At 59.8% G+C, this 24,801-nt stretch carries 26 protein-coding genes; 9 read left to right on the top strand and 17 right to left on the bottom strand.

Annotated features, from left to right (window positions below; translation table 11 throughout):
• Entirely contained in the window at positions 1-1,236 is a 1,236-nt protein-coding gene (locus BSF40_RS28975) for an RNA polymerase sigma factor (protein WP_095967907.1), read from the top strand.
• Between the two features lie 94 nt (positions 1,237-1,330).
• Here the strand turns inward: BSF40_RS28975 and BSF40_RS28970 are convergent, their stop codons facing one another.
• Positions 1,331-2,185: a LysR family transcriptional regulator gene (locus BSF40_RS28970; protein ID WP_095967906.1), complete on the bottom strand. Its 855-nt coding sequence runs from the start codon at positions 2,183-2,185 to the stop codon at positions 1,331-1,333.
• A 90-nt stretch (positions 2,186-2,275) separates the two neighbouring features.
• Between BSF40_RS28970 and BSF40_RS28965 the strand changes: the two genes are divergently transcribed.
• The gene (locus BSF40_RS28965) at positions 2,276-2,707 is read left to right on the top strand and encodes a multidrug/biocide efflux PACE transporter (protein ID WP_095967905.1); all 432 of its coding nucleotides are present in this window, start codon (positions 2,276-2,278) and stop codon (positions 2,705-2,707) included.
• 165 nt (positions 2,708-2,872) lie between these two features.
• Here the strand turns inward: BSF40_RS28965 and BSF40_RS28960 are convergent, their stop codons facing one another.
• Entirely contained in the window at positions 2,873-3,631 is a 759-nt protein-coding gene (locus BSF40_RS28960; protein WP_095967904.1) for an SDR family NAD(P)-dependent oxidoreductase, read from the bottom strand.
• 122 nt (positions 3,632-3,753) lie between these two features.
• Between BSF40_RS28960 and BSF40_RS28955 the strand changes: the two genes are divergently transcribed.
• Positions 3,754-4,650, top strand: a complete 897-nt coding sequence (locus tag BSF40_RS28955) for a LysR family transcriptional regulator (RefSeq protein WP_095967903.1) — start codon at positions 3,754-3,756, stop codon at positions 4,648-4,650.
• 195 nt (positions 4,651-4,845) lie between these two features.
• On the opposite strand, the gene BSF40_RS28950 is transcribed toward BSF40_RS28955, so the two are convergent.
• The gene (locus tag BSF40_RS28950) at positions 4,846-5,868 is read right to left on the bottom strand and encodes a transporter (RefSeq protein ID WP_095967902.1); all 1,023 of its coding nucleotides are present in this window, start codon (positions 5,866-5,868) and stop codon (positions 4,846-4,848) included.
• Positions 5,869-6,140: 272 nt separating this feature from the next.
• Between BSF40_RS28950 and BSF40_RS28945 the strand changes: the two genes are divergently transcribed.
• Positions 6,141-7,766: a methyl-accepting chemotaxis protein gene (locus BSF40_RS28945; protein WP_095967901.1), complete on the top strand. Its 1,626-nt coding sequence runs from the start codon at positions 6,141-6,143 to the stop codon at positions 7,764-7,766.
• A 50-nt stretch (positions 7,767-7,816) separates the two neighbouring features.
• On the opposite strand, the gene BSF40_RS28940 is transcribed toward BSF40_RS28945, so the two are convergent.
• Positions 7,817-8,122, bottom strand: a complete 306-nt coding sequence (locus tag BSF40_RS28940) for a PepSY domain-containing protein (protein ID WP_095967900.1) — start codon at positions 8,120-8,122, stop codon at positions 7,817-7,819.
• 248 nt (positions 8,123-8,370) lie between these two features.
• The gene (locus tag BSF40_RS28930; RefSeq protein WP_095967899.1) at positions 8,371-9,498 is read right to left on the bottom strand and encodes a glycerophosphodiester phosphodiesterase; all 1,128 of its coding nucleotides are present in this window, start codon (positions 9,496-9,498) and stop codon (positions 8,371-8,373) included.
• A 210-nt stretch (positions 9,499-9,708) separates the two neighbouring features.
• Here BSF40_RS28930 and BSF40_RS28925 point away from each other — a divergent pair, with 210 nt between their 5' ends.
• On the top strand, positions 9,709-10,035 hold the full coding sequence (locus BSF40_RS28925) for a DUF2025 family protein (protein WP_095967898.1): 327 nt from the start codon (positions 9,709-9,711) through the stop codon (positions 10,033-10,035).
• A gap of 116 nt (positions 10,036-10,151) precedes the next feature.
• On the opposite strand, the gene BSF40_RS28920 is transcribed toward BSF40_RS28925, so the two are convergent.
• Positions 10,152-10,475, bottom strand: a complete 324-nt coding sequence (locus BSF40_RS28920) for an antibiotic biosynthesis monooxygenase (RefSeq protein ID WP_095967897.1) — start codon at positions 10,473-10,475, stop codon at positions 10,152-10,154.
• Positions 10,472-11,179, bottom strand: coding sequence for a CTP synthase (locus tag BSF40_RS28915; RefSeq protein ID WP_095967896.1), 708 nt, complete (start codon positions 11,177-11,179; stop codon positions 10,472-10,474). The genes BSF40_RS28920 and BSF40_RS28915 overlap by 4 nt, the downstream gene beginning before the upstream one ends.
• Positions 11,180-11,194: 15 nt before the next feature.
• On the opposite strand from BSF40_RS28915, the gene BSF40_RS28910 reads away from it, so the two are divergent.
• Entirely contained in the window at positions 11,195-12,136 is a 942-nt protein-coding gene (locus tag BSF40_RS28910) for a LysR family transcriptional regulator (protein ID WP_095967949.1), read from the top strand.
• A 228-nt stretch (positions 12,137-12,364) separates the two neighbouring features.
• Here BSF40_RS28910 and BSF40_RS28905 read toward each other — a convergent pair whose 3' ends face one another.
• The gene (locus tag BSF40_RS28905; RefSeq protein WP_095967948.1) at positions 12,365-13,432 is read right to left on the bottom strand and encodes a diguanylate cyclase; all 1,068 of its coding nucleotides are present in this window, start codon (positions 13,430-13,432) and stop codon (positions 12,365-12,367) included.
• A 156-nt stretch (positions 13,433-13,588) separates the two neighbouring features.
• Complete coding sequence (locus BSF40_RS28900) at positions 13,589-14,197, bottom strand: TetR/AcrR family transcriptional regulator (RefSeq protein WP_095967895.1); 609 nt, start codon at positions 14,195-14,197, stop codon at positions 13,589-13,591.
• A 216-nt stretch (positions 14,198-14,413) separates the two neighbouring features.
• On the opposite strand from BSF40_RS28900, the gene BSF40_RS28895 reads away from it, so the two are divergent.
• Complete coding sequence (locus BSF40_RS28895; protein WP_095967894.1) at positions 14,414-15,475, top strand: MBL fold metallo-hydrolase; 1,062 nt, start codon at positions 14,414-14,416, stop codon at positions 15,473-15,475.
• Positions 15,476-15,602: 127 nt separating this feature from the next.
• Here the strand turns inward: BSF40_RS28895 and BSF40_RS28885 are convergent, their stop codons facing one another.
• Together BSF40_RS28885 and BSF40_RS28880 are read right to left on the bottom strand one after the other, a co-directional pair.
• Positions 15,603-15,920 (bottom strand): hypothetical protein, encoded by a 318-nt coding sequence (locus tag BSF40_RS28885; protein ID WP_007978167.1) that lies wholly within the window; start codon positions 15,918-15,920, stop codon positions 15,603-15,605.
• 119 nt (positions 15,921-16,039) lie between these two features.
• Positions 16,040-17,005 carry a hypothetical protein gene (locus tag BSF40_RS28880; RefSeq protein WP_095967893.1) on the bottom strand — a complete coding sequence of 322 codons (966 nt, stop codon included), beginning with the start codon at positions 17,003-17,005 and terminating at the stop codon, positions 16,040-16,042.
• Positions 17,006-17,118: 113 nt separating this feature from the next.
• On the opposite strand from BSF40_RS28880, the gene BSF40_RS28875 reads away from it, so the two are divergent.
• Positions 17,119-18,909 carry a SulP family inorganic anion transporter gene (locus BSF40_RS28875; RefSeq protein ID WP_095967892.1) on the top strand — a complete coding sequence of 597 codons (1,791 nt, stop codon included), beginning with the start codon at positions 17,119-17,121 and terminating at the stop codon, positions 18,907-18,909.
• Positions 18,910-19,105: 196 nt separating this feature from the next.
• On the opposite strand, the gene BSF40_RS28870 is transcribed toward BSF40_RS28875, so the two are convergent.
• From BSF40_RS28870 to BSF40_RS33635, 6 genes are all read right to left on the bottom strand, one after another.
• Positions 19,106-19,819 (bottom strand): HNH endonuclease, encoded by a 714-nt coding sequence (locus BSF40_RS28870; protein WP_095967891.1) that lies wholly within the window; start codon positions 19,817-19,819, stop codon positions 19,106-19,108.
• A 116-nt stretch (positions 19,820-19,935) separates the two neighbouring features.
• Positions 19,936-20,469 carry a Bro-N domain-containing protein gene (locus tag BSF40_RS28865; protein ID WP_095967890.1) on the bottom strand — a complete coding sequence of 178 codons (534 nt, stop codon included), beginning with the start codon at positions 20,467-20,469 and terminating at the stop codon, positions 19,936-19,938.
• Between the two features lie 406 nt (positions 20,470-20,875).
• On the bottom strand, positions 20,876-22,123 hold the full coding sequence (locus BSF40_RS28860) for a ribonucleotide-diphosphate reductase subunit beta (protein ID WP_007978181.1): 1,248 nt from the start codon (positions 22,121-22,123) through the stop codon (positions 20,876-20,878).
• A gap of 526 nt (positions 22,124-22,649) precedes the next feature.
• Positions 22,650-22,925 carry a hypothetical protein gene (locus BSF40_RS28855; RefSeq protein ID WP_015096509.1) on the bottom strand — a complete coding sequence of 92 codons (276 nt, stop codon included), beginning with the start codon at positions 22,923-22,925 and terminating at the stop codon, positions 22,650-22,652.
• Between the two features lie 188 nt (positions 22,926-23,113).
• Positions 23,114-23,377 (bottom strand): DUF2790 domain-containing protein, encoded by a 264-nt coding sequence (locus BSF40_RS28850; protein WP_095967889.1) that lies wholly within the window; start codon positions 23,375-23,377, stop codon positions 23,114-23,116.
• Positions 23,378-23,494: 117 nt separating this feature from the next.
• On the bottom strand, positions 23,495-24,022 hold the full coding sequence (locus BSF40_RS33635; RefSeq protein WP_371918138.1) for a hypothetical protein: 528 nt from the start codon (positions 24,020-24,022) through the stop codon (positions 23,495-23,497).
• 157 nt (positions 24,023-24,179) lie between these two features.
• On the opposite strand from BSF40_RS33635, the gene BSF40_RS28840 reads away from it, so the two are divergent.
• Positions 24,180-24,801, top strand: a 622-nt coding sequence (locus tag BSF40_RS28840) for an AMP-binding protein (RefSeq protein ID WP_141249763.1), incomplete at its 3' end; no start/stop codon positions are given.

Here is a 24,801-nt window from a genome sequence, read left to right as displayed (position 1 = left end):
ATGCCAGGGCTGCCGGTTCAGGCGCAGGTCGAGCGGGTCTATCGCGAAGAGTCGCGGCGCATTCTTGCGACCCTGATTCGTTTGCTCGGTGATTTCGACCTCGCCGAAGAAGCCTTGCACGAGGCGTTTTTCATCGCGGTCGAACGCTGGCAGCGTGACGGTGTGCCGGACAATCCGCGGGCCTGGCTGGTGTCTGCCGGGCGCTTCAAGGCCATCGATGCCTTGCGCCGGCGCGCCCGTTTTGCCGCGTCGCAGCCCTTGCTGATTGCGCAGCTGGAGGAGCTGGAACAGGCAGATTGGAGTGATGAAGACGTGGAAGACGATCGCCTGCGGCTGATCTTCACTTGCTGCCACCCGGCCCTGGCGGCGGACGCACAAGTGCCACTGACGCTGCGGGAAGTCTGCGACCTGACCACGGAAGAAATCGCCCGGGCCTTTCTCTCGGCCCCGGCCACCATCGCCCAGCGCATCGTGCGCGCCAAGGCGAAAATCCGCGACGCGAAAATCCCTTATCAAGTGCCGACGCTGGCGGAGTTGCCCGAGCGCCTGGACAGCGTATTGCGGGTGATCTACCTGGTGTTCAACGAGGGGTACTCGGCGTCCATCGGCGCCGAACTGGTCCGCGAGGAATTGACCCGCGAGGCGATCCGTCTCGGCCGGTTGCTGGTGGAGTTGTTGCCGGAACCGGAAGTGATGGGCTTGCTGGCGTTGATGCTGCTGCACGAGTCGCGGCGTCCGGCCAGGACTTCGGCGAGCGGCGAGTTGATTGTGCTCGACGAGCAGGACCGTTCGCTGTGGGACGCCGGGTTGATCGCTGAAGGCTGTGCGCTGATCGAGCACGCGCTGGGCACGGGGCGATTCGGGCCCTATTGCCTGCAAGCGGCCATCGCGGCGGTGCATGCCGAAGCCTCGACGGCGGGGGAAACCGATTGGCCGCAGATTGTCGGCCTGTATGACGTGCTACTGCGGGCGGTGCCGTCGCCGGTGATCGAGTTGAATCGTGCGGCGGCGATTTCCCAACGGGATGGACCGCAGGCGGGGCTGACGCTGGTCGACGCCATTCTAGCGCGGGGCGAACTGCTGGATTACCACCTGGCGCATTCGGCGCGGGCGGAGTTTTGTCGGCAGCTGGGTCGCAAGCAAGAGGCGCGGGCGGCGTGGGAACGGGCACTGGCGTTGACCCGGCAGGAGCCGGAGCGGCGGTTTATTGAAGGCAGGCTCAAGGCGTTGGAGTGATGTTGAATGTGATGGCCTCTTCGCGGGCAAGCCCGCTCCCACAGGTGTACGCATTCCAATGTGGGAGCGGGCTTGCTCGCGAATGGCCACACCGCTATTCCAGCATCTTGCCCAGCAACCAGCTCCCCGCCGGCCCCGGCGGATTGAGCCGTGACCACAACGCATCCACCGACACCGTTTTCGGCCAGCCGCGCACCACCAGTTCCTGCAAGGTCCCGGGCCCGAAGCGCTCCACCAGCCAGCGGGGCAACGGCGCCCAGCCGAATCCGCCCTGGGCCATTTCCAGCAGCATCAGATAACTCGGCGCCGACCAGACGCGGCCCTTCGCCCGACTTTCATAGGGATTGATGATGGTCGCCAGGCGCAGTTCGCGGTGTTGCTGCAGGACGTCCTGATCGACGTAGTCCAGCATTGCCAACGGGTGGGCAGGGGACACGAACAGGGCGATTTCCGTACGCTCGTCCACCGTCGAACTGACCAGGTCCGGCGGGTAGCTGTCCTGCATTTCGGCGAAGGCAATCTGCGCCCGGCCGCTTTGCACCAGCGACACCAGGTCATCGCATTCGGCGATCAGGCATTCGAGTTCAAGGTCCGGGTAACGCTGCTCGAAGGCACTGAGTGACGCCTCGAAACGGTCCGATTGATAGGTGTCGGACAGCGCCACCGTCAGCTTCGCTTCCACCCCTTGGGACAGTTGGCGGGCGGTCATTTCCAGACGACTGCTGGCGGCCAGGATGTCTTCGGCCCGTTGCAGCATGACGCGTCCGGCCGGGGTCAACCCGGGCTTGCGGCTGCTGCGGTCGAACAGCGTCAGGTTGAGGTCGATTTCCAGGCTGGCCACCGCCGCGCTGATGGTCGACTGACTGCGGCCCAGCTTGCGCGCCGCGGCGGAAAAGGAGCCTTGGGTCGCGGCTTCGACAAACGCCAGCAACACTTCGTGAGAGGCCATGAACTATCGCCTTGATCGATGGTTATTGGTTATGAAGTATCGGTGTGATGACAGATCATGGCAACCACAGTCACTCGAGGGAGTTCGGCCATGAGCGCCAACAAATCCATTACTGAACGTATTTTCCAGGCCATCGGTTTCGAACTGCTGGCCATCCTGATCTGTACCCCGCTGCTGGCCTGGATCATGAAGAAGCCGATGCTGGAGATGGGCATGGTCACCGTCCTCATCGCCGCCCTGGCCCTGGCCTGGAACGTGGTCTTCAACGGTATGTTCGACCGGGTGCTCAAGCGCCTCGCCATCGCCCACAACGCCTGGGTCCGCGTGGTGCATGCGCTGTTGTTCGAAGGCGGTCTGGTCGCGCTTGGCGTGCCGCTGATTGCCTGGTGGATGGATGTCAGCCTGTGGCAGGCGTTCCTGCTGGATATCGGCGTGTTGCTGTTCTTCCTGCCGTACACCTACGTGTACCACTGGGGGTATGACGTGGTTCGGGAGCGGTTGGTGCTGCGCCAGGTTTACTGAATGAGTTTGAACCAGGTTTTTTGTGGCGAGGGGGCTTGTCGGATCGCCGCACCGCCCCGTTCGGCTGCGAAGCAGTCGCAAAAAGCCGGGACCGCTTCGCGCTCCAACGGGGGCAAGCCCCCTCGCCACAAGGATTTTGTTTGGCCTGATGTTTAACAGTAAGCCTTACAAAAACATCCCCCCCGACGCCTCGATGCGCTGGCCATTGATCCACTGACTGCCCGGCGCCAGCAGCAGCGCAATCGCGGCGCCGATGTCATCCGGCAAACCGGCGCGACCCAGGGCGGTGTTGTTCGCCACCAGGGTGTTCAACCCGGGGTTGTCGCGTACGGCGCCACCGCCGAAATCGGTTTCAATCGCGCCGGGTGCGAGGATATTCACCGCGATGTTGCGCGCACCGAGTTCCTTGGCCTGGTAGCGGGTCAGCACTTCCATCGCGCCTTTCATCGCCGCGTAGGCGCTGTGGCCCGGCAGGCTGAAACGGGTCAGGCCACTGGAAATGTTGATGATGCGCCCGCCGTCATTGAGCAATGGCAACAAGCTCTGCGTGAGGAAAAACGGCCCCTTGAATTGGATGTTCACCAACTGGTCGAACTGCTCGACGGTGGTGTCGACGAAGTTGGCGTGCAGGCCGATCCCGGCGTTGTTCACCAGAAAATCGAAACCCTCGCACTCGAAGTGGCTGTGCAGGACCTTCGCGACTTCGCTGGCGAAGGCGCTGAAGCTTTCACTCCGGGCAACGTCCAGTTGCAGCATGACGGCGCGACCGCCCAGGCTTTCGATCTCGGCCACCAGTGCCTGGGCCTCATCGACGCGACTGTTGTAGGTGCCGATGATGTCGATGCCTTGGGCGACCAGATGCAGGGCGGCGTTTTTGCCGAGGCCGCGGCTGGCGCCGGTGATCAGTGCGATTTTACGGTTCATGGGACTTCCTCAAGTGCAGTGGGCGGTTGATGTGAGGAAGTTTATTTATCCGTGTAGGGGTGATAAATAGAGTGAAACCGGAATCACTGGTCGGATAAACAGAGCAATGAAAGAGCAGGCTGATGAACAAACTGGAACTGTTGCGCACCTTTGTCCGTGTCAGCGAGATGTCGAGTTTCACCCAGGCCGGCGAAAGCCTCGGGCTGCCTCGATCAACGGTGTCCGAGCATGTGCAGGCGCTGGAGGCGTTGCTCGGCACCCGGCTGTTGCAACGTACCACGCGCAAGGTCCAGGCGACCCAGGATGGCCTGGTGTTGTATGAGCGCAGCAAGGACCTGCTGTCGCACATGGACGAAATCGAGGGCTTGTTTCGCCAGGACGAGGCGTCGCTGGTGGGGCGCATTCGCATCGACCTGCCGAACATTCTCGCCCGTCGTGTGGTGATGCCGCGCCTGCCGGCGTTCATGGCGCAGCACCCGCTGCTTGAGCTGGAAATCAGCAGCACCGACCGCCGGGTCGATCTGCTCGCCGAAGGGTTCGATTGCGTGCTGCGCATCGGCGCCCAGCCGGACCAATCGGTGGTGGCGCGACACCTGTGTGACTTCACCATGGTCAATTGCGCCAGCCCTGCGTATCTGCAGCGCTATGGCGTGCCCGAGCGGCTGGAGGATCTGGCACGGCATCGGCTGGTGCACTACGTCGGTGTGCTGGGCGCGCGTTCGGAAGGCTTTGTGTACGTCGACAAGGGGCAGGTGCAGCGACTGCCGATGGCCGGCAGTGTCACGGTCAACAGCACCGATGCCTATGAGGCCGCCTGTCTGGGTGGTTTCGGCCTGATTCAGGCGCCGAGAATGGGCATGCAGCAATACCTGCAAAGCGGCGAACTGGTCGAGGTGTTGTCGCCGTTCAATGCACCGTCCTTGGAGGCGTCGCTGCTCTATGCCCGGCAGCGGCATTTGCCGTTGCGGGTGAGGGTGTTCATGGACTGGCTGGGGGAGGTGATCCGCTCAGAAGTCTGAAACCGTGCTTTTTGTGGGAGCGGGCTTGCTCGCGAAAGCGGTCTGTCTGACACATAGCTGCCGGATGTGCCGACGCATTCGCGGGCAAGCCCGCTCCCACAGGGTACTGCGGTGTTCAGAACAGTTGGGTGAACAACCAGTACAAAGGATCACCGTTGACCTGTAGGAGCTGCCGAAGGCTGCGATCTTTTGATCTTAATAATCCTGCTGCTTGCGAAACGCCCAGCGTCCGGCAATCACGGTAAAGGTCGCGACCAGTGCCACCAGGATCCAGAATCCTTGCGGGTCATCGGCTAGCGGAATGCCGCCGACGTTCATGCCGAAGAAACCGGCGATGATGTTGATCGGCAGCGCCAGCACCGTCACCACTGTCAGGGTGAACAGCGTGCGGTTGGTCTGTTCGTTGATGTTGGCGGCGATCTCTTCCTGCAACAGCTTGATCCGCTCACCCAGCGCCGTGAGGTCGTTGATGATCAGCGCAAACTCCTCGGTGGATTTGCGCAGCTCCTTTACGTCTTCCTTTTGCAGCCATTGCGGCGGCCGGTTGAGCAGGCGCAGCAATGAGCCTGGCTCCAGCGCCAGCAGCCGTTGCAAGCGCACCAGCACCCGGCGATTGGCGCCCAGCTCGGCGCGGTTGGTCGACAGGCGCGAGGACAGCAACTCATCTTCGATCTGGTCCACGCTCTGGCTGGTCTTGCGCACGATCTGGGTCAGCACTTCACCCTGGTCGCGCAGCAAATGCACCAGCAGCTCCAGCGGGGAGCGAAAGCATTCCCGGGCCTTCACCGACGAGCGCAACTTGTCCACCGAGTGCAGCGGCTGCAGACGGGCGCTGATGATCAGCCGGCTGCGGGCGCACACCCACAAGGTCGAGACATCCGAGGAGACCATGTTGCTGAGGTTGAACACCACGTCGTTGACCACCGCCAGCAACGCGGAGTCGACATGCTCGATGCGCGTCGAGCGCGAACCTTCGTGCAGCGCCTCGAAAAATTCCTCGGGCAATTCCAGGTGGCTTTTCATCCAGCGCTCGCACGCGGCATGGGCGAGGTTCAGGTGCAGCCAGAGAAACTGTTCGTCGCTCTCCGGTTGTTGCAGGTACTGCAAAGCTTCGGCGGAGTTGATTTCCCGACCGGCCTCACCGTGGCGAAAACTGAAACCGTAGAGCAGGCCGAACAGATCCGTGTCGCGATGGCTTTGATCGATGCTGTGGTTCATGAGGACTCGCAAGGGGAGGCGCCTGTCACGTGTTTTACAGGTTCACTTGAGCGGCATCATCGCAAGCCGGGATGACGTTTTTGTGACAGAAAAATAACGCAAACGAATGCTCTCCCGGTGGTCGGTTTTTTCTAAAGAATCGCTCTGGCACGCCGATCACGCTTGGGTTAAGTTGCGCGCCGCAGGCCTCGGCCGAGACCGCAGACAGGGATGTCCGGACACCTTTCACGCCTTTTTGGGGCGTGCCTCATTCCTGTCATGAGTACCCTTCGATGCTTTTGCAAAAGTCCTTGAGAGCACAAATTCTCGCCCTGCTGAGTGGCAGCCTGCTGGCGATGCTGTTGATCGCCCTGGCGTGCTTTCACTTCCTGTCCAGTGGCGTGCAGCGCTACGCCAATCTGATCGAGGGCCCGCTGCATACCTCGCAATTGATCGATGAAGCCAACCTGCAATTCAAGGTGCAGGTGCAAGAGTGGAAAAACGTCCTGTTGCGCGGCAAGCAACCGGCGGACTTGAGCAAGTACTGGGGGCAATTCGAAGACCGTCAGCGTGATGTGCAAAACATCCTTGGCGAACTGGCCGCGCAGAAGGGCATCGAGCCGTCACTCAAGAGCCGCATCGAGCGCTTGCGTGACGAACATCGCCAGTTGGGCGCGGCGTATCAGAAGGGGCGAGACGCGTTCGTGGCCGCCGGTGGTGATCCGACGGTGGGCGATACCGCGGTCAAAGGCGTAGACCGTGCGACCAGCGATCAGATGAGCGCACTGGTCAGCGAGTTGCGCAAGCAAGGCGCCGAGCAGTCGACCTTGATCAGCGCCGCCGCCGATCGCACGGTGCTGCTGGGGCTTGTCGTGATGCTGGTTTCGGGGTTGTTGATCGGCTTGCTGAGCCTGTGGCTGGTCAACCGCAACCTGGTCGAACCGATCCGCAAACTGATCGAATACGTGGCGCAGCTCAGCCAGGGTCGTCTTGCCGAGCGCGTGGCCAGCACCCGTCAGGACGAGTTGGGCAAACTGGCGATCGCCGCCAACACCCTGCGCGATTTCCTCGCCGAAACCTTCAGCCGTTTGCAGCGCAGCGCGTCGGACCTGGACAGCGCCAGTGGTGAGTTGAACTCGATCGCCACCGTGATGGCCGGCGGCACCAACGAGCAGTTCAACCGCACCGATCAGGTGGCCACGGCGATGAACGAAATGTCCGCCACGGCGCAGGAAGTGGCGCGTCATGCCGCGCAAGCGGCGCGGGCCGCCGACGATGCCGACCAGTCCGCCCAGCAGGGCGAAAAAGTCATGCAGGGCACCATCCACACCATCACCCAAATGCGTGGCGAAATCGCCAACACCGCCACGGTCATCCGCCAACTGGAAACCGACAGCGGGCGCATCGGCAAGGTCCTGGAAGTGATTCGCGGCATCGCCGAACAGACTAACCTGCTGGCGCTCAACGCGGCCATCGAAGCGGCCCGCGCCGGTGAGGCCGGGCGCGGTTTCGCCGTGGTGGCCGATGAAGTCCGCAGCCTGGCCCAGCGCACAGCGGCGTCGATCATCGAGATCAACCAGATCATTCAAACCGTGCAGACCGGTGCGATCGAAGCAGCCCAGGCGATTGAAAGCGGTCAGTCGCGCAGCGAAGAAAGCGTGCAGCAGGTGACCGAGGCCGGCGCCATGCTCGAACGCATCACCCTGGCCGTGGAAGCCATCCGCGACATGAACCGGCAGATCGCCACCGCAGCCGAAGAACAGACCTCGGTGGCCGAAGACATCTCGCGCAACCTCACCGAGATCACCAGCATCGCCAGCACTAACCTTGACAACGTGCAGCGCACCGAAGCAGCCAGCAACAACCTGCACGGTTTGTCGGGGCAGTTGAACGAGGTGACGGCGCGCCTGAGCGCTTAAACGCAAAAAGCCGCACGATCGTCAGAGCGTGCGGCTTATGTGGGTTGTGATTACTTGTCTTGCTTGTTTTCCAGGACCTTGCCGTTAGAGGCATCGATGTCCACATCCCACTCGACGTTCTTGGCGTCGCGCAACTCGATCTCATACTCGTAACCGTTGAAATGGTTATCCAGCTCGGTTTTGGTGATCGTGGCGCCCGGGTGCAGATCCAGAGCGATCTTGTTCAGATCTTCCAGGGGCTTGATCTTGCCGTCCTTGACCAGTTGCGGGATCTCATCCACGCGCACGTCGGCCTGGGCCAGACCGGCAGTGAGGGTCAGGGTTGCAGCGGTAAACAAAGCAGTCAGAGTCTTCATGGGCTTCTTTCCTTGGGTGATCTGTTCAAGTGAGATCAGGTTAGCTTTTGTAACTTAAGCCACCCTTAAAACCCTCTACATGTCCTGCATCAATTCCTGCTGGACTGTGCCCGAACATACAAACACAAATACATAACCTGTGGGAGCGGGCTTGCTCGCGAATGCGGAGTGTCAGTCAACGTGGATGTTGAAGCTGATTGCCCTTTCGCGAGCAAGCCCGCTCCCACAGGGTTTTGCGCGACTCTGGATCAGTAGCCGTTGTTCTGTAGTACCTGCGCCACGCTGGCCACCGCCGGACGTTTATAGAATTTCAACAACTCACTGGCGCGATTGGTGAAGATCCCATCGACGCCGGCGTCCATGACTTTCTGGTAATCCACCGCATCGTCGATGGTGTAGACGTGCACCAGCAGGCCCTGATCGTGGGTGTACTGGTTCATCCAGGGTTGCACCAGGTCCGAGTAACTCTGGTCACCGCCCTGGGTCAGTGCGGCGGACGGGCCGGTGCCGATGGCACCCTGGGCCTTGGCGTAGTCGACCCAGCGCTGGAATTCGGCGTTGTCCTTCGGTTGTTGTTTGGCGTAGTAAGCGGCTTTATCTTTTTCGCCGGACTCGGCAAAGGTCACCTTGGACTTGGGCTCGATACTGCCTTCACCGACCCACAACAGCAGGATCTTCGGCACCTTCGGCATTTCCTTTTGCAGCAGTTCGAGACTGCTCTTCTCGAAGGTCTGCAGGACCACCTTGCCGTTGCCCTGGCCTACCGCCAGCGCGCTGTTCGCCGGTTTCGGTTCGCTCGGGTTCAGCCAGCCGCGGGCCTGGAGTTTTTCCTTGAGGTCGTGTTCGATGCCGGGAAACTGCTTGGGCTCCTTGGTCTCGATGTACAGCCCGGGCTTGTGTTGGGCGCTGCCCTCGGCGATGTCGATGATTTCATCCAGGGTCAGAATCTTCAGGCCGGCGAAAGCAGGACGCGCGCGATCCGGGTAGGCGGCATTGAACCAGCTGCCCGCATCCAGGGTTTTCAGTTCGGCCATGGTGAATGCATTGGCCGGGCTGTCCTTGCGCTCGGGGAATTTGCTGGCGACGTCGGTCGTGCGTTGCAGGTTGTTGTCGTGCAGGGCGAACAGCACGCCGTCCTTGCTGCGCTGCAGATCCAGTTCCAGGTAATCGGCGCCCAGGTCGCGGGCCGTCTTGTAGGCAGCGGCGGTGGATTCCGGCGCATCGAAAGACGCGCCACGGTGGGCGATCACCGCTGGGTGCGGAATGCCCAAACGGGTCGCCAGTTCCGTGGGACCGGGTTCGCTGGCGGCCTGTGCGTGGCCGAGACCGAGCAACAGGCTCAGTAACAGGGCGCTTTTGGTAAAGGTTACGGGCATGGTCGAGATCCTTTCGCAATAAGTGAGCGGTCCCTTTTAACAATTCATCTTTGCGGGCGCTATCGCGAGACCGACATAAATCTGCCTGAAGCTGATTTTCGTCAGCGTTTTTGTGCGCCGGTTTGCAGTACGCTGGAGCCCTGCAATTTCCCCGCAGAGGGAAACGCAGGCCCTGCGTGTAAACCAACGATCACCATTGCGGGGTTTACCATGCGCATCACTTCCCAGCTCATCTGCCAGGCGGCCGACCAACTCAAAGGCTTCGTCGGCCTCAACCGCAAGACCGGCCACCACCTCGTGCGCTTCAGCGAAGACTCGTTCGGCATGGACGTGGCGGACGACGGCATTATCCCGACCAGCGAATTCGTCTGGGGCGCGGGACCCGGGCAGGCCATGACGCTCAAGCGCGAATTGATCCAGTTGTTGCTGGACCAGAACATCGATGACCGGATCAACATCACCGAGCCGTTGCGGGTGTATATGAATCGGCGGGAAGTGCCGGAGATATCGGCGGTTCGCAGTCTGGTTCGGGGTTGAGTTTTTTGGGGTGACTGTTCGGGCCTCTTCGCGGGCAAGCCCGCTCCCACAGGTTGCCATCAATCCCTGTGGGAGCGGGCTTGCCCGCGAAGACGGCCTCAAGAACACCGCATCATTCACAGACTGAACCCGTAGGCCCGCTCAACCCGACACACCCGAGTATGACACCGCGCATACCAGGTCGAACGCCCACGCTCGCGAATCGCCGTATGCTCCGGATGCTGCTTCCACGCCAGAATCGCCACCTCACTGGCCCAATACGACACGGTAATTCCCAACCCATCCTCACCCCGAGCCGATTCCACGCCGAGAAACCCCGGCTGTTCACGGGCGAGTTCGAGCATCCGTGCGGCCGCTTCGGCATAACCCTGATCGCCCTCGGTGCGCAGCGAAGTGAAGATCACCGCGTAGTAAGGCGCCGTTGGGGTATTGGCGATCACGACGAGCGCCCCGCACAGGCTTCGACAAAGGCGCCAACCAGCGGCGGCAAGACGCCCCCGAGTGCCGCCCGCTCGGGCTGAAACAAGGTCGCGACAAAGAACGGATGGCCGCTGAGTTCGACCGCGCGCAGTCCCTGTTGCGAGTCGTGGCCGACGGCGTGCAGCTCGCGCTTGAGCAGCTCCCCTTCGAACTGCGGATTCACCCCATAGCGACAGCGATAGCCTTCACGAATCTCGGCGCTTTCGTACGCCTGTGCGATCAACGAGCCTTCAAGCAGATGAATGGAATCGACGGCCTCGACCAGCGCACACGACAGTGGCGTCAGCAGTGCCCGTGCTGCATCGGGCGCCGTCTCGCCGTGTTCGGCATCCGACCAGCCCAGCACATTGCGCGCATATTCCAGCGCGGCGTGTTGAAAACCGCCGCAGGTGCCGAGGAACGGCCGCCGTTGTTCGCGGGCAAAACGGATCGCTTTTAATGCGCCGTCTTCGCTGCGATAAGGGCTGGCCGGTACGCACCAGAAGCCATCGAATGTATGCAGCGGCGTTTCGGCGTGGATTTCATCGGTGGCCAGCCATTGCCATTGCACGTTCAGGCCGCTGTGTTCAGTGGCCATTTCAAGGGCTACGGGAATGGCCAGGTGGGCGGTGACTTGCGGGTCGTAGTCGCCGATCAGGGCGATGCGAATCGAATGGTTTTCCATGAGGGGCCTCTGCACTTGTTGATTCCTGAGGCCCACTATAGATTGGCGCTCACGCACTCAATATTGGCGTTTTCCCAAGTGATCAATGCAGCGACGCACTATCGACTGGACTACCCGGACCTGGCCCTGATCCTCGCATTGGTACGCGGCGGCTCTCTGGCCCGGGCCGCGCAGCTGTTGAAGGTGGACGTCTCGACGGTGTTTCGAGCGGTGCGCCGGCTGGAGGCTGCGCTGGGGCAGCAGTTGTTCGAAAAAAGCCGCGCCGGTTACCTGCCCACCACCCTGGCGCAGTCACTGGCCGAGCAGGCCGAGCGCGCTGAACAGGCGCTGGAGGCGGCGCGCATCGGTGTGGAGCAGGGCGGTGAAGTGATCAGCGGTATCGTGCGCCTGACCTGTACCGATTCGGTCCTGCAAGGTTTGCTGTTGCCGGCGCTGGCGCAGTTCATGCCGAACTATCCGGCGCTGACGCTCGAACTCAGCACCTCCAATGACTTTGCCAACCTCAGCCGCCGGGATGCCGATATCGCCTTGCGCCTGACCCGCACACCACCGGAGCATCTAGTAGGACGGCGGCTGGCGGACATTGCCTACCGCGTGTGTGCCAGCGAGCGATACCTGCAATCGGTCAACACCACAGACCTGGCCTCATTGACCTGGGTCGCCCCGGATGACTTCCTGCCGGATCACCCGACCGTGACCTGGCGTCGCCAGGCCTTGCCAGGCGTAACGCCGGGTTACCGTTGCAACAGCATGCTGTCGGTTACCGAGCTGGTCAGGGCGGGGCTGGGTGTCGCGGCGTTGCCGGACTTCTTGATCGGTGAGGGATTGCGTCCATTGGGCGAGCCCTTGCACGGATACGACACCGCGTTGTGGCTGCTGACCCGTCCCGATTGCCGAGCCTTGCGCTCGGTGGTCACCTTGTTCGATGAGCTGGGGCGGGCGCTGAAACTGCCGTGAAACCGTTCAGGCCTGTGGCTCATCCTTGCGCACGAAGTGTTGATGCATTTCCGAAGTCAGGTTTTCGATGCGCTCGGTGAGGGCCTTGGTCATCTCCGTGAGGCGGGTGTTCTGCTCGAGCAGCTCCAGCCGTTGCGCGGTGTTTTTCGCGGTTTCTGCCTGGCGCTGGGACTGAGGCTCACTATAGCCCCGGCGTCATTCGAGCAGCGTAATCGCCAAGCGATCGCATCATATGTTCGACGTTTCCAGGCCGGTGTTGCTTGTGTTGACACTGACCTTGTTGCGTCCGGTGTTTTTCGCGGTGTACAGGGCTTTGTCCGCGTCCTCGAGCCAGGCCGTTGCATCGGTAAACGACGGTTGGTAGGCCGCCAGACCGATACTCAGACTGACCCGCAGTTCGGGCACTTCCCCATGCCGATAGTCTTGCAACACGCTGCGCAAACGCTCCATCACGTCCACGGCCTGATTCAGCGGCATGTTGGGCAGAATCACGCAAAACTCATCACCGCCATAGCGACCGGCCAGGTCGCTTTCGCGCAGGTTGCATTTGAGCTCGACGCTCAACTGGCGCAGCACGGAGTCACCGATGAGATGACCGTAGGTGTCATTGATGGTCTTGAAATGGTCGATGTCGATCAGTGCAATGACGGCCTGCTCATGACGCTGGCTGCACTCGCGAAACTTCAGTTGCAGCAAGTCCTTCCAGGCACCGTGGTTGAGCAACCCGGTCAAACTGTCGGTGCGGCTCAGGGCGCTCAGCGTACGTTTGTGCTCCGACAACTTGATCGCCAGCCGGTAGCAGACCATGCCCAACGCCAACGGGTAGAGCGTCAGCATCGGTAGGCAGGCCCACACCTGCAATTGCGTGGTCGACAGGGTGAATGCCGCGCCGAACAGCGACCAGGCAATCAGCACGCCCGCCGCTTGGCTCAGGCTACCCAACAGAAACATCCGTTGGCCGCCGGCGGCGACATTATTCATCGCCATCATCGCCAGAATGGTCACGGTGCAAAGCGGATTGAACTGGAACGTCGCGACCCAAAAACCACCGCACAACGAATCGTAAAGCAGATTGCGGCGTTCGGCCTTGTAGGGAAAGGCCGAGCGGCTCGACAGTTGATAAGCGAGATGCGGCCAGACAAAACCATTGAGCGCCAACAAAACCCAGACCCACACCGGCAAGTGCAACGGATACAGGGCAGCGGCCACACTCAGACTGCCGATGCCCAAGCCAATGGTTCGAGGCATGTAGATGCGTCTGGCAAATGACAAACCCTTGCCGTGTTGTTTATCCATAATTTCCTGCGCCAGATTCATTCTGAAACACTTTACTGCATGGGGGGCGGAATTACCGTTCATCGGTAAAAGCAGCACACATTGTCATTTATTCCAGCCGGAATAATCAGTGTCCTTCAAAGCCATTTAATGTCGGCAAGTGCTGAAACGGCTGGACTAGAGCTGGTAATAGCCCAGGAACATGTCCAGAGCGGAATCCGCCACCGTGTTTTGCGCCTCGGCTGACAAGCCGGGTTGGCCCATGGAAATCTGCGGCCAGAATGCAAAAGACTTGAGCAGACCATGGATCTGTTGCGCGGCGAACTCGGGAGCCACGGCTTTCAACCGGCCATCCGCCTGTGCGGCACGAATCCATACCGTCAGCCCTTCTTCGCGTTCGCCCATTCGCGCCACCATATCCTGCGCCCGCTCCGGGGAATGAATGGTCGCCGCAATCGCCACCCGGGCCAGATCGAGAAAATTGTCATCGCCCAACATTTGCAGCTTGGCCATCAGCAATACGCGCAATTGGTCGCGCAACGGCAGGTTGGGGCGGTAGGCCGTTTCCTGTTCTGCCGTCACCCGGATCCATAACTGATTGAGGATCTCGGCGAACAACTCTTCCTTGCTGGGAAAGTGGTTGTACACCGTGCGCTTCGACACACCGGCAGTGGCCGCAATCTTGTCCATGCTGGTGATCTCGAAACCGTTGTTACGGAACTCGATGATCGCGGCTTGAATGATCGCTTGGCGTTTTCGGTCGGTGAGGCGCTGTGGAGCTGTCATAAGTACGCTTCGGCAGGAAGAAAAGGGGAATTACACTCAGCAGTTTACTTGTCATCGACTTTGATGCAACCTAGAAACTACACTGTGCAGTGTAATGATTTGTTAATCCTGCCCGGTAAAAAATAGAAAGTCCGGCTGATGCGTGCGTGCCTTGGCCATTTATCGTCCAAAAACGGAGAATCGCGTCAAATGCGGTTTTTCTGGAGTCATTCAGTCATGGCCAATTCAAACTCCCCGGCGGACAACGCCTCCACACCTGAAGCGTCCCGACAGGCTCAAGGCCAGTACCAGAACTTCACGCCGGTTCAACCTTTAAGCTTTGGCAAAACCATGGGCATCCTGTGGAACGCGCTGTTCCACAAACCGCAAAACACCCGCCCGAGCGCCCCCGTCCCGGTGCAAGCCCTGACGCAAGCCGCGCTGATCGCAGCGCCGAATCACAGCGTCTATCGCCTGGGCCATTCCACAGTGCTGCTCAAGTTGCGCGACAAATTCTGGATCACCGACCCGGTCTTCGCCGAGCGCGCCTCGCCCGTGCAATGGGCCGGCCCCAAGCGTTTCCACCAGCCACCAATCAGCCTGGAAGCATTGCCGCCGATTGAAGCGGTGATCCTGTCCCACGACCACTACGATCACCTGGATCATGCGGCTGTGTTGAAGCTCGCGGACAAGACCAAACATTTCCTGGCTCCGCTGGGCGTGGGCGACACCCTGATCAAGTGGGGCATCGACCCCAGCAAAGTCCGCCAACTGGATTGGTGGCAAGGCACGGAAGTCGATGGCATCCGGTTCATCGCCACCCCGTCGCAACACTTCTCCGGCCGTGGCCTGTTCGACAGCAACAGCACCCTCTGGGCCTCGTGGGTGATGATCGACGCTGACACGCGCATTTTCTTCAGTGGCGACAGCGGCTACTTCGACGGCTTCAAACGCATCGGCGAACAGTACGGCCCATTCGACCTGACCCTGATGGAAACCGGCGCCTACAACGTCGACTGGCCGCATGTGCACATGCAACCCGAACAAACCCTGCAAGCCCACCTCGACCTCAAGGGCCGCTGGCTACTGCCGATCCACAACGGCACCTTCGACCTGTCGATGCACGCCTGGTACGAACCCTTCGACCGCATCCTGGCCCTGGCCTGGGAACGCAATGTATCGATCACCACTCCGCAGATGGGGGAGGCATTCAACCTGATGCATCCGCAGCGTGGTGGTGCGTGGTGGCTGGCGGTGGAAGGGGAGAGTGAGCGGGTGGTGGTGCAGAACGCCCTGTAGGAGCGAGCTTGCTCGCGATGGACGTTAACGATAACGCGCAAATCCTGGATAAACGCGGTGTCCTTGAGTCCATCGCGAGCAAGCTCGCTCCTACAGGGGGCCATTTATCGTCAATCGGTGAGTTGGCTCACTCCACCATCGCAAAATCCGCCCGCCCGACCGGATTCGGCGTCGACCCTTTCACATTCATCCCTCGACCCGGCGCAAACCCGGGGAAGAACACCAACCCTTCCGATTCGAACCGATAGGCCAATGCCAGGCGCGTGACATCCAGCACCTCCTGGCGTGCCTCGAAGCGTTGAATGGCCTCTACCGAGACCCGGGACTCGCGCGACAGCTCTTCCACACTCCAGCCCAGCATCGCTCGGGCCTGGGCGCAGTGGGCCGGGGTGAATTGGAAGAGGGCGATACGTTCCAGGGTGATTTTCATCGCTTGAGAGGCCATGGTGTTCTCCGGGCTCGAGAGTGTTGGTCAAAATATACTGTGTTTTTGTACAGTTGTTTTGAGCCCGGATCAAACGCAATTTTTGATTATTCTTTTCAGGCAGACGAACGGCACTGCACTTATTTGTCCGCCAACCCCGGCGCCTCCCGCACGATAAAGTGATCCAGATTCTCGATGTTGGCGCTGAACACCCCGAACGTCTGCTCGGGGTTCTTCTTGCTCGGGACCTGCTTCAACTCCGGCGTCACGCCATAAAAGAAGCAATACAATTCCCGCCCGCTCTCGATGGCATGCTTGATCTCCTCCAGGAACGCCTTGCGCTTGCGGTAGCTGTCGATGAGTTTTTTGCTCAGGTAGACATTGACCGAGTAAGGCCTCTTTTCGAACCAGACCTTCTTCTCGAAATCGATGCGAAAACTCTGGGTGTAGTCCTTGATCTCTTTGACCTTGCCCCAGTAAATCAGCCCCTTGTTGTCCTGCAGGTATTCGATCTTCTTGAAAAACGACCCATAAGGCGCGGTGTGCTCGCCAATCTTCAGCGGCACGCGCTTGAGCAAATCCTTGTCGTCGAAGTTCGATACGAAACACTCCACCGGATGGGCGAAGACGCTGGTCTTGTCCGGGGCCGATTCCCTGCCCGGTTGTTCGATATTACTGGCCGCCTTAGGCTTCAGTGGCTCATCCCGAACCACATCGGCAATCACCTCCGGGCTGGATGGCTTGCGCACATACTCACGTCGAGTCAGTAACAATTCCGACGGGAAATGTTCCTCGCGGCTGTCATCCGTTTCCGCCTCATCTACCCCCGACGCCGGCGTCTTCAAGCTGACATAAGGGCAGCCCTCGACATGCCGCGTACTCGGCAAGTTCTTGAAGTGCGGCGTGCGCACGTAATTCACATTCTTCGCGTTGAACGTGCCCAGCTCATTGGCCGCATCGAACGCCAGACGACAGGCATCGTTGGGGCACTGGAAGTGTTCCCGGGCGGAGTCGAAATCCATCGTCTCGTCGAAATTCAGATCCCGAACGTCGTAGATCGACAACTTGTCGTTGAGGCTGAGGCAGTAGGCGAGGTCGAATTTCATGTCGGCTTCCAAGTCCTTTAGGTGGACAGCTTCCAGTGATGGCGCATTCGAAGCAATAGCTACACTGAGATCACTTCGATATCGCCGAGTCTGTCCATTAACGAGGGCGATTCATGAGCCATCCAGATACTTCGCCCCCTCTCCCGGAGCCCGGCCGCATAGCCCGCCGGGACGAACAGACCGGCTGGCGCCGCTGGCTACCGGGACTGGGCGTGCTGCGCGAATACCAATGGGCGTGGTTGCGTTACGACATCGTGGCCGGCCTGGTGCTGACCACGATGCTGGTGCCCGTCGGTATCGCCTACGCGGTGGCCTCGGGCGTGCCCGGCATTTATGGCCTCTACGCGACCATCGTTCCGCTGCTGTTCTATGCCCTGTTCGGCCCCAGCCGGATTCTGGTGATGGGGCCGGACTCCTCCCTGGTGGCCGTCATCCTGGCCGTCATCATTCCACTCTCCGGCGGCGACCCGCAGCGTGCCGTCGCCCTGGCGGGGATGATGGCGATCGTCTCGGGAGCGGTGTGCATCCTGGCCGGTATGGCGCGCCTGGGTTTCATCACCGAGCTGCTGTCCAAACCGATCCGCTACGGCTACATGAACGGCATCGCACTGACCGTATTGATCAGCCAGTTGCCCAAGCTATTCGGTTTTTCCATTGAGTCCGACGGCCCATTGAGAAACATTTGGGCTATCGCCTCGGCGCTGATGGAAGGAAAGGTCAACTGGACCACCTTCACCGTAGGCGGGCTCACCCTGGCGGTGATCCTGCTGCTCAAAAGATGGCCGCGACTGCCGGGCATCCTGATCGCCGTGGTCGGCGCGACGGTCGCCGTGGGTGCCCTCGACCTGGCGGCACGCGCCGGTGTGTCGGTCCTCGGTTCGCTCCCCCAAGGCTTGCCCGGGTTCGCCATCCCCTGGATCACCACCGCCGACATCGTCCCGGTGGTGATCGGCGGGTGCGCCGTCGCACTGGTCTCGTTCGCCGACACCAGCGTGCTCTCCCGTGTCTATGCGGCGCGGACCCGAACCTACGTCAACCCGAACCAGGAAATGGTCGGCCTCGGCATCGCCAACCTCGCGGCCGGATTTTTCCAGGGCTTCCCGATCAGCAGCAGCTCGTCACGCACGCCCGTGGCCGAAGCCGCCGGCGCCAAAACCCAAATGACCGGCGTCGTCGGCGCACTCGCGGTTGCCTTGCTGCTGGTGGTGGCACCAGACCTGCTGCAACACCTACCGTCCAGCGCCTTGGCGGCCGTCGTGATCGCCTCGGCCATCGGCCTGATCGAAATCACCGACCTGCGCCGGATCTATCGCATCCAGCGCTGGGAATGCTGGCTATCGATTGTCTGCACGGTCGGTGTGGCCGTGTTCGGCGCGATCGAAGGCATCGGCCTGGCCATCGTGATCGCGATCATCGAATTCCTCTGGGACGCCTGGCGCCCGTACTCCGCCGTATTGGGCCGCGCCGACGGGGTCAAGGGCTACCACGACATCAAACGCTACCCCGACGCACACCTGATCCCCGGCCTGGTCCTGTTTCGCTGGGATGCGCCCTTGTTCTTCGCCAACGCCGAACTGTTCAGCGACCGAGTGCTGGACGCCGTCGCGGCATCGCCCACACCCGTGCGTTGGCTGGTGGTCGCCGCAGAGCCGGTCACCAGCGTCGACGTGACCTCCGCCGACATGCTGGCTGAACTGGACGACACCCTGCACGCGGCGGGAATCGAGCTGTGCATTGCCGAGATGAAGGATCCGGTGAAGGACAAGCTGAAGCGGTTTGGGTTGTTTGCAAGATTGGGGGAGACGGCGTTTTTTCCTACGATTGGGACGGCTGTGGATAGTTATGTGGCGAATTATCGGGTGGATTATGTGGAGGGGGATGAAGGAGGGGAGGTTGGGCGTTGAGTGGGGGCTGGCAGTTCTCACACCGATTTGGCAGACAGACACCTTACTGTGGCGAGGGAGCTTGCTCCCGCTGGGCTGCGAAGCGGCCCCAAACTCAGCAAACGCGGTCAATCAGACAGAACACGTAATTCGCTGGGCGACTGCTCCGCAGCCGAGCGGGAGCGAGCTCCCTCGCCACAGAATCCAGCTTGTCCGACTATTCGGGAATCAACCGTCCAACCCTTTCATAAAGCAACGCTGTGAACTCATCCCGATCACTCGAATGATGACAACGCCGATGACAGTTCGGGCAAAGGGCTACAGCATTGCTCGGACGGTCTGAACCTAATTGGGCCAAATGCTTAACGTGATGAACCTCAAGGAACGGCCTGCCCGACATTTCAAACGGAGCTGGGTTGCCACAGCCTTCGCACTTACCTTCAGCCTGTTGGCGCACCCACGCTCTCACTCCAGGATCGCGAAAAAAAGACTTTCCGCTGGACTGAGTTTGCTCTGGTCTCTCAATCCCCTTCGGCTCGACTTTGATCGGTTGTCGCTCAAGCTTTGCAGCTCGCTGCTCCAGCGTCGCCTCGTCCGCTGTCGGAGCAAAGTCCTCGGGAGTCAAAGGGACTGGAGCGTTGAGTGCTTCACGAATGCTCTTCGTAACATTAGCGCCGACATTCTTGGCAGGCTTGTATCCCTTGATAGGTTCTCGACCCAGCTCGACCATAACCGTAGAAATGTTCTGCATCCGAAACTCAACAGAACCTTTGGTCCGACCAGCCAAAGCACCCTCGCGCAGGACGCGATTTTCATGAGCCTTGTTGATCGCTTGTCCGTTCTGCTCGCGAGACAGCATGCTGAGATAGGCATCCACCGCAGCCTGGATCTCTGCCTCACTCCAATCGCCGTTGCTCTTTTCCGTATCCATACAATCGCCGAGGGTTAAATACCCTCGGACGATACTGAGTGGCCACTACGACTGTCTACGAAAATTCCTACACAAAGAAGAGAAGGTTCTTGCGGTCGGTCCTACAAGCGGGACACCTAACCCATCGAATGTTTCGACGACTGAAACACCCGCGCAACCTTCCGCCACCAAGGTTTAGCTGCCGGCATCTGCCGTTGCGTGTGATCGAGCAACAGATAAGGCATGTCCCGTAGCCGAATCCACCCTTCATCCTGCCAGTGCAGCAGGCTCAGCGACATCTCCGGCCAGTCCAACAGACTCAGCATCGGCCGATCCGAATTGTCCGACTGCTCCGCATCACGTAAGGCCGGCACCACTTGATGGGTGATCCACTCACGCAGCAAGCGATTTCCTGGAGCGTAGTGATAGACCAGCAGCGCATAGACACCGGACTCACTGAGCATCAGCTGTTTTTCCGGTTGCCGGTAATACTCAATCCACAACGGGCGGTGTTGGTCTTTGTCCAGTTTATTGACCATGCGCTCACTCAGATGGAAACCCATCAAGCGGCCGATATCGCAGGCGCAGAACCATGGTTGGTTTTCCAGGAGGAGAGCATGGAGGGGGAGGTTGTGGCGGTTGAAGACTGTTACAGAAAAGAGATCAGACATGGCCGATCTCCATGGTTCGGAGAGTGACGAGAAGGTTGTGTTCAGGCATATCCATTACCTCTACGTTTGGACTTTTGCGGGCCTGACCCCAACGTAGAGTGGACATAAGAAGCTCCAACGAGCAAAAGCCTCACACAGCCGTACGATCAATCACCAAGGGTGACTGCTCGTCTGTGTAATTGGCTAGCTTTCTACGTTGGGCGTTTCTTAGGCACCTGAAGTAGAGCTTAGGGCCGCATGGAATGGCCCTCAATACAGACGGTGCTGGAATACATGTAGGAGGTTTAACTACTACTGAGATTGCAAGTAAGAGTTTTCCTACCCCACAAAAAAGCCCCGATCAGATCGGGGCTTTCAGATGTTCGATTTGTCGATTCAAGTCGTCAAATCGCGGTTAGCTTGGGAATTAATCCCAGCTAAGCGCACCACCAGTTTGGTACTCAATTACACGAGTCTCAAAGAAATTCTTCTCTTTCTTCAAGTCCATAATCTCGCTCATCCAAGGGAACGGGTTGGTCGTCCCTGGATACTCTTCCTTCAAACCAATCTGGCTCAAACGACGGTTAGCGATGAACTTCAGGTAGTCCTCCATCATCGCCGCATTCATGCCCAACACCCCACGAGGCATGGTGTCACGCGCGTATTCGATCTCCAGTTGAGTGCCCTGCAGAATCATCTGCGAAGCTTCTTCCTTCATTTCAGCATCCCACAAGTGCGGGTTTTCGATTTTGATCTGGTTGATCACGTCGATGCCGAAGTTCAGGTGCATGGATTCGTCGCGCAGGATGTATTGGAACTGCTCGGCGACGCCGGTCATTTTGTTGCGGCGGCCCATGGAGAGGATCTGGGTGAAGCCGCAGTAGAAGAAGATGCCTTCCAGGACGCAGTAGTAGGCGATCAGGTTGCGCAGCAACTCTTTGTCGGTTTCGACGGTGCCGGTTTCGAACTTCGGATCGGAGATCGAGCGGGTGTATTTCAGGCCCCAGGTGGCTTTTTTCGCGACCGATGGGATCTCGTGGTACATGTTGAAGATTTCGCCTTCATCCATGGCCAGCGATTCGATGCAGTACTGGTAGGCGTGGGTGTGGATCGCTTCTTCGAAGGCCTGGCGCAGGATGTACTGGCGGCATTCCGGGTTGGTGATCAGGCGGTATACGGCCAGGACCAGGTTGTTGGCAACCAGGGAGTCGGCGGTGGAGAAGAAGCCGAGGTTGCGCATCACGATGCGGCGTTCGTCGTCGGTCAGGCCTTCCGGGTTTTTCCAGAGGGCGATGTCGGCGGTCATGTTGACTTCTTGCGGCATCCAGTGGTTTGCGCAGCCGTCCAGGTACTTCTGCCAGGCCCAGTCGTACTTGAAGGGTACGAGTTGGTTGAGGTCGGCGCGGCAGTTGATCATGCGCTTTTCGTCAACGGCGACACGGGCGGAGGCGCCTTCGAGTTCGGCGAGGCCTTCGGCGACGTCGAGGGAATCCAGAGCGGCTTTGGCGCGGGCAACGGCGGCGGAGTCAGCGGCGGTCACGGCACGGGCTTCCAGGGCGGCGGCACCGCCGGCGCTGTCGAGACGGTCCATGTTGGCTTCGGTGGCGTGGCCAGCGTTGGCGCTCTTGACTGCTACTTCCGTGTCTTCTTTGTCGAATTCGTCCCAGCTCAGCATGACGTGTCGTCTCCTGCGTGAGGGCCAGAGTGCCCGTGTGAAAATGGATAGGTTGGTTTTCACACGGCCTTACTGGCCGCGTTGGATCTAAAGGAATCGTTTTTTGCAGCAGCTATACGCAGGCATCAAACAGAATTTTGTACGGGGTTCCGAGAGCCACTGATGGGCGCAGCAAGCGGCAAGCGCCTGTGCGGGGCTTCAGACTGGCTTTTCATCCCTGTAAGGGGATATTGCAGGCCCGTTTAAGGCCGCATTATAGGGAAGTTTTGCGTGCTGTGGTGCGGCGAAATGGCTCACGGATCGGTCGACGGGGGCCGTATTTCGGTCGGAGCGAGGGTTTACAGGGCTTTGAAGGGCATTGGCGGGGGAAGATTTTTTTTCCTGATTTTTTGCCCCGGATTGTTTTTGTTCAAGAAATGACCAAAAAAGGCTTTTTTCACTACATCTTGTGTTTCGGTGGGGTTTTCACCGGCTCCAGACACAACTAAGCCCGACCGAAGTCGGGCTGTGAAGTCATGTGGGTGGATCAGCTCAGGCGACCTGCACCGACGTGATCGGCACCATCGGCGGCGAGGCGGGCGGCACCGGTGTGGTCAGCGCCGTCGGAAGCCAGTTTGCCGGCGCCTACATGGTCAGCGCCATCGGCGGCGAGGCGGGCTGAACCGGTGTGGTCGTAGCCGTCGGAAGCGACAGCCGCTTCAGTGGTGTAGGCGGCCGAGCCGGTGCGGTCGTAACCATCGGCGGCGAAGGTGTTGGCAGCCAGGACGGAGAGGGTCAGGGCGAGGATCAGTTGGGTTTTCATGGTCAGTGCTCCGGGTTCGTGGGCGTTGTTTGTCTTGGGTTGAATTGGATACTACGCCGATAAATTCGATTAAAAAGCGCAAATAAATGCTTAAAACAATCGATTTAATCGATTATTAAGGTTCGGCGCTTTATCTGCCTGATCGTGGCGGGTGGGTCGAACCTTATTGGGGGAGGGTGAAGCAGGGATCAGCCGTTAGAGCAACCGTTGCCCATCGCGCTGTAACGCAGGACATGCCGTTGACCGTTGGAATCTTCGTATTCCATTTTCATGGGGACAACTTCACAAACATTCGGTGCTTCGCTCATGGAGATGACTTTGGCGATGTCCAGGTGGGTGGAGTAAGTGTATTCCTCTATTGCCGGTTGTTGCTGCGCGACATCAGTCGGGGCCTCGCTTGCCATGGCGGTTACGCACACGCTGCCGAGGGCCAGAACCCATAAAGCTTTCATTTAAGTTTTACCTTTCTAGGGTCGAGTGGGGTCACGCAATCCTTTTGAGATTGCGTGTGGAGCTTCAGTACCTGGGGGGTTGATTAACTGCCTTCGTGGGGGCTGTATCTTGGTTAATCAGGTTGCCTTGTCGGCGTGGCAGATTTTAGGGGGGCTGGATACGTTCATATAGACGTGGTTTTGATAAACACCTTTGACAGATCCTGTAACAATCCCTGAATAGCCTGTTCTTTTGTAGGAGCGAGCTTGCTCGCGATAAGCCAGAGAACGCCGCGGGGGTGTCAGATTGGGCGCGTTATCGTTGACGACCATCGCGGGCGAGCTCGCTCCCACAGGCACCGCTTTTGTAGGAGCGAGCTTGCTCGCGATGAGCCAGAGAGCGCCGCGGGGTGTCAGATTGGGCGCGTTATCGTTGACGACCATCGCGAGCGAGCTCGCTCCTACAGGTACCGCTTTTGTAGGAGCGAGCTTGCTCGCGATGAGCCAGGGAGCGCTGCGGGGTGTCAGATTGGGCGCGTTATCGTTGACGACCATCGCGAGCGAGCTCGCTCCTACAGGTACCGCTTTTGTAGGGGCGAGCTTGCTCGCGATGAGCCAGGGAGCACCGCGGGGTGTCAGATTGGGCGCGTTATCGTTGACGACCATCGCGAGCGAGCTCGCTCTGATGCCCGGGCAGCGCGGGCGCGAGGGTATTCACGACATTTTGTGTGGGCTTGTTACTACCATCGTCGAATGGTTCTATAGGCCCGGCCCGGCTACAACAGGGTCATACAAAAACAACTATTCCACCGAGGTAAGAAAGATGAGTGCGGCTTCCCTGTATCCCGTTCGTCCCGAGGTTCTGGCCAACACCCTGACCGACGAGGCGACCTACAAGGCCATGTACCAGCAGTCGGTCGTCAACCCCGACGGCTTCTGGCGCGAGCAAGCCAAGCGCCTCGACTGGATCAAGCCGTTCACCACGGTGAAGCAGACCTCCTTCGACGACCACCATGTCGACATCAAGTGGTTCGCCGACGGCACCCTGAACGTGTCCTACAACTGCCTCGACCGTCATCTGGCCGAGCGCGGCGACCAGGTCGCGATCATCTGGGAAGGCGATGACCCTGCCGAAAGCCGCAACATCACCTACCGAGAGCTGCACGAGCAGGTCTGCAAGTTCGCCAACGCCCTGCGCGGCCAGGACGTGCACCGCGGCGACGTGGTGACGATCTACATGCCGATGATCCCCGAAGCCGTGGTCGCCATGTTGGCCTGCACCCGGATCGGCGCGATCCACTCGGTGGTGTTCGGCGGCTTCTCGCCGGAAGCCCTGGCCGGTCGCATCATCGACTGCAAATCCAAAGTGGTGATCACCGCCGACGAAGGCATTCGTGCCGGCAAGAAGATCCCGCTCAAGGCCAACGTCGACGACGCGCTGACCA

This window comes from Pseudomonas sp. ACN5 (assembly GCF_002303975.1).
In the GTDB taxonomy this organism is placed as follows: domain Bacteria; phylum Pseudomonadota; class Gammaproteobacteria; order Pseudomonadales; family Pseudomonadaceae; genus Aquipseudomonas; species Aquipseudomonas laurylsulfatiphila.
The sequence above is the reverse complement of the archived record's forward strand: the minus strand, read 5'-3'. Positions and strand labels throughout refer to the sequence as shown.

Excerpts from the sequence above, each read along its gene's own strand:
- BSF40_RS28975 (WP_095967907.1), top strand. The coding sequence starts at position 1 with ATGCCAGGGCTGCCGGTTCAGGCGCAGGTCGAGCGGGTCTATCGCGAA.
- BSF40_RS28970 (WP_095967906.1), bottom strand. The coding sequence starts at position 2,185 with ATGGCCTCTCACGAAGTGTTGCTGGCGTTTGTCGAAGCCGCGACCCAA.
- BSF40_RS28965 (WP_095967905.1), top strand. The coding sequence starts at position 2,276 with ATGAGCGCCAACAAATCCATTACTGAACGTATTTTCCAGGCCATCGGT.
- BSF40_RS28960 (WP_095967904.1), bottom strand. The coding sequence starts at position 3,631 with ATGAACCGTAAAATCGCACTGATCACCGGCGCCAGCCGCGGCCTCGGC.
- BSF40_RS28955 (WP_095967903.1), top strand. The coding sequence starts at position 3,754 with ATGAACAAACTGGAACTGTTGCGCACCTTTGTCCGTGTCAGCGAGATG.
- BSF40_RS28950 (WP_095967902.1), bottom strand. The coding sequence starts at position 5,868 with ATGAACCACAGCATCGATCAAAGCCATCGCGACACGGATCTGTTCGGC.
- BSF40_RS28945 (WP_095967901.1), top strand. The coding sequence starts at position 6,141 with ATGCTTTTGCAAAAGTCCTTGAGAGCACAAATTCTCGCCCTGCTGAGT.
- BSF40_RS28940 (WP_095967900.1), bottom strand. The coding sequence starts at position 8,122 with ATGAAGACTCTGACTGCTTTGTTTACCGCTGCAACCCTGACCCTCACT.
- BSF40_RS28930 (WP_095967899.1), bottom strand. The coding sequence starts at position 9,498 with ATGCCCGTAACCTTTACCAAAAGCGCCCTGTTACTGAGCCTGTTGCTC.
- BSF40_RS28925 (WP_095967898.1), top strand. The coding sequence starts at position 9,709 with ATGCGCATCACTTCCCAGCTCATCTGCCAGGCGGCCGACCAACTCAAA.
- BSF40_RS28915 (WP_095967896.1), bottom strand. The coding sequence starts at position 11,179 with ATGGAAAACCATTCGATTCGCATCGCCCTGATCGGCGACTACGACCCG.
- BSF40_RS28905 (WP_095967948.1), bottom strand. The coding sequence starts at position 13,432 with ATGGATAAACAACACGGCAAGGGTTTGTCATTTGCCAGACGCATCTAC.
- BSF40_RS28900 (WP_095967895.1), bottom strand. The coding sequence starts at position 14,197 with ATGACAGCTCCACAGCGCCTCACCGACCGAAAACGCCAAGCGATCATT.
- BSF40_RS28895 (WP_095967894.1), top strand. The coding sequence starts at position 14,414 with ATGGCCAATTCAAACTCCCCGGCGGACAACGCCTCCACACCTGAAGCG.
- BSF40_RS28885 (WP_007978167.1), bottom strand. The coding sequence starts at position 15,920 with ATGGCCTCTCAAGCGATGAAAATCACCCTGGAACGTATCGCCCTCTTC.
- BSF40_RS28880 (WP_095967893.1), bottom strand. The coding sequence starts at position 17,005 with ATGAAATTCGACCTCGCCTACTGCCTCAGCCTCAACGACAAGTTGTCG.
- BSF40_RS28875 (WP_095967892.1), top strand. The coding sequence starts at position 17,119 with ATGAGCCATCCAGATACTTCGCCCCCTCTCCCGGAGCCCGGCCGCATA.
- BSF40_RS28870 (WP_095967891.1), bottom strand. The coding sequence starts at position 19,819 with ATGGATACGGAAAAGAGCAACGGCGATTGGAGTGAGGCAGAGATCCAG.
- BSF40_RS28865 (WP_095967890.1), bottom strand. The coding sequence starts at position 20,469 with ATGTCTGATCTCTTTTCTGTAACAGTCTTCAACCGCCACAACCTCCCC.
- BSF40_RS28860 (WP_007978181.1), bottom strand. The coding sequence starts at position 22,123 with ATGCTGAGCTGGGACGAATTCGACAAAGAAGACACGGAAGTAGCAGTC.
- BSF40_RS28855 (WP_015096509.1), bottom strand. The coding sequence starts at position 22,925 with ATGAAAACCCAACTGATCCTCGCCCTGACCCTCTCCGTCCTGGCTGCC.
- BSF40_RS28850 (WP_095967889.1), bottom strand. The coding sequence starts at position 23,377 with ATGAAAGCTTTATGGGTTCTGGCCCTCGGCAGCGTGTGCGTAACCGCC.
- BSF40_RS33635 (WP_371918138.1), bottom strand. The coding sequence starts at position 24,022 with ATGGTCGTCAACGATAACGCGCCCAATCTGACACCCCGCGGTGCTCCC.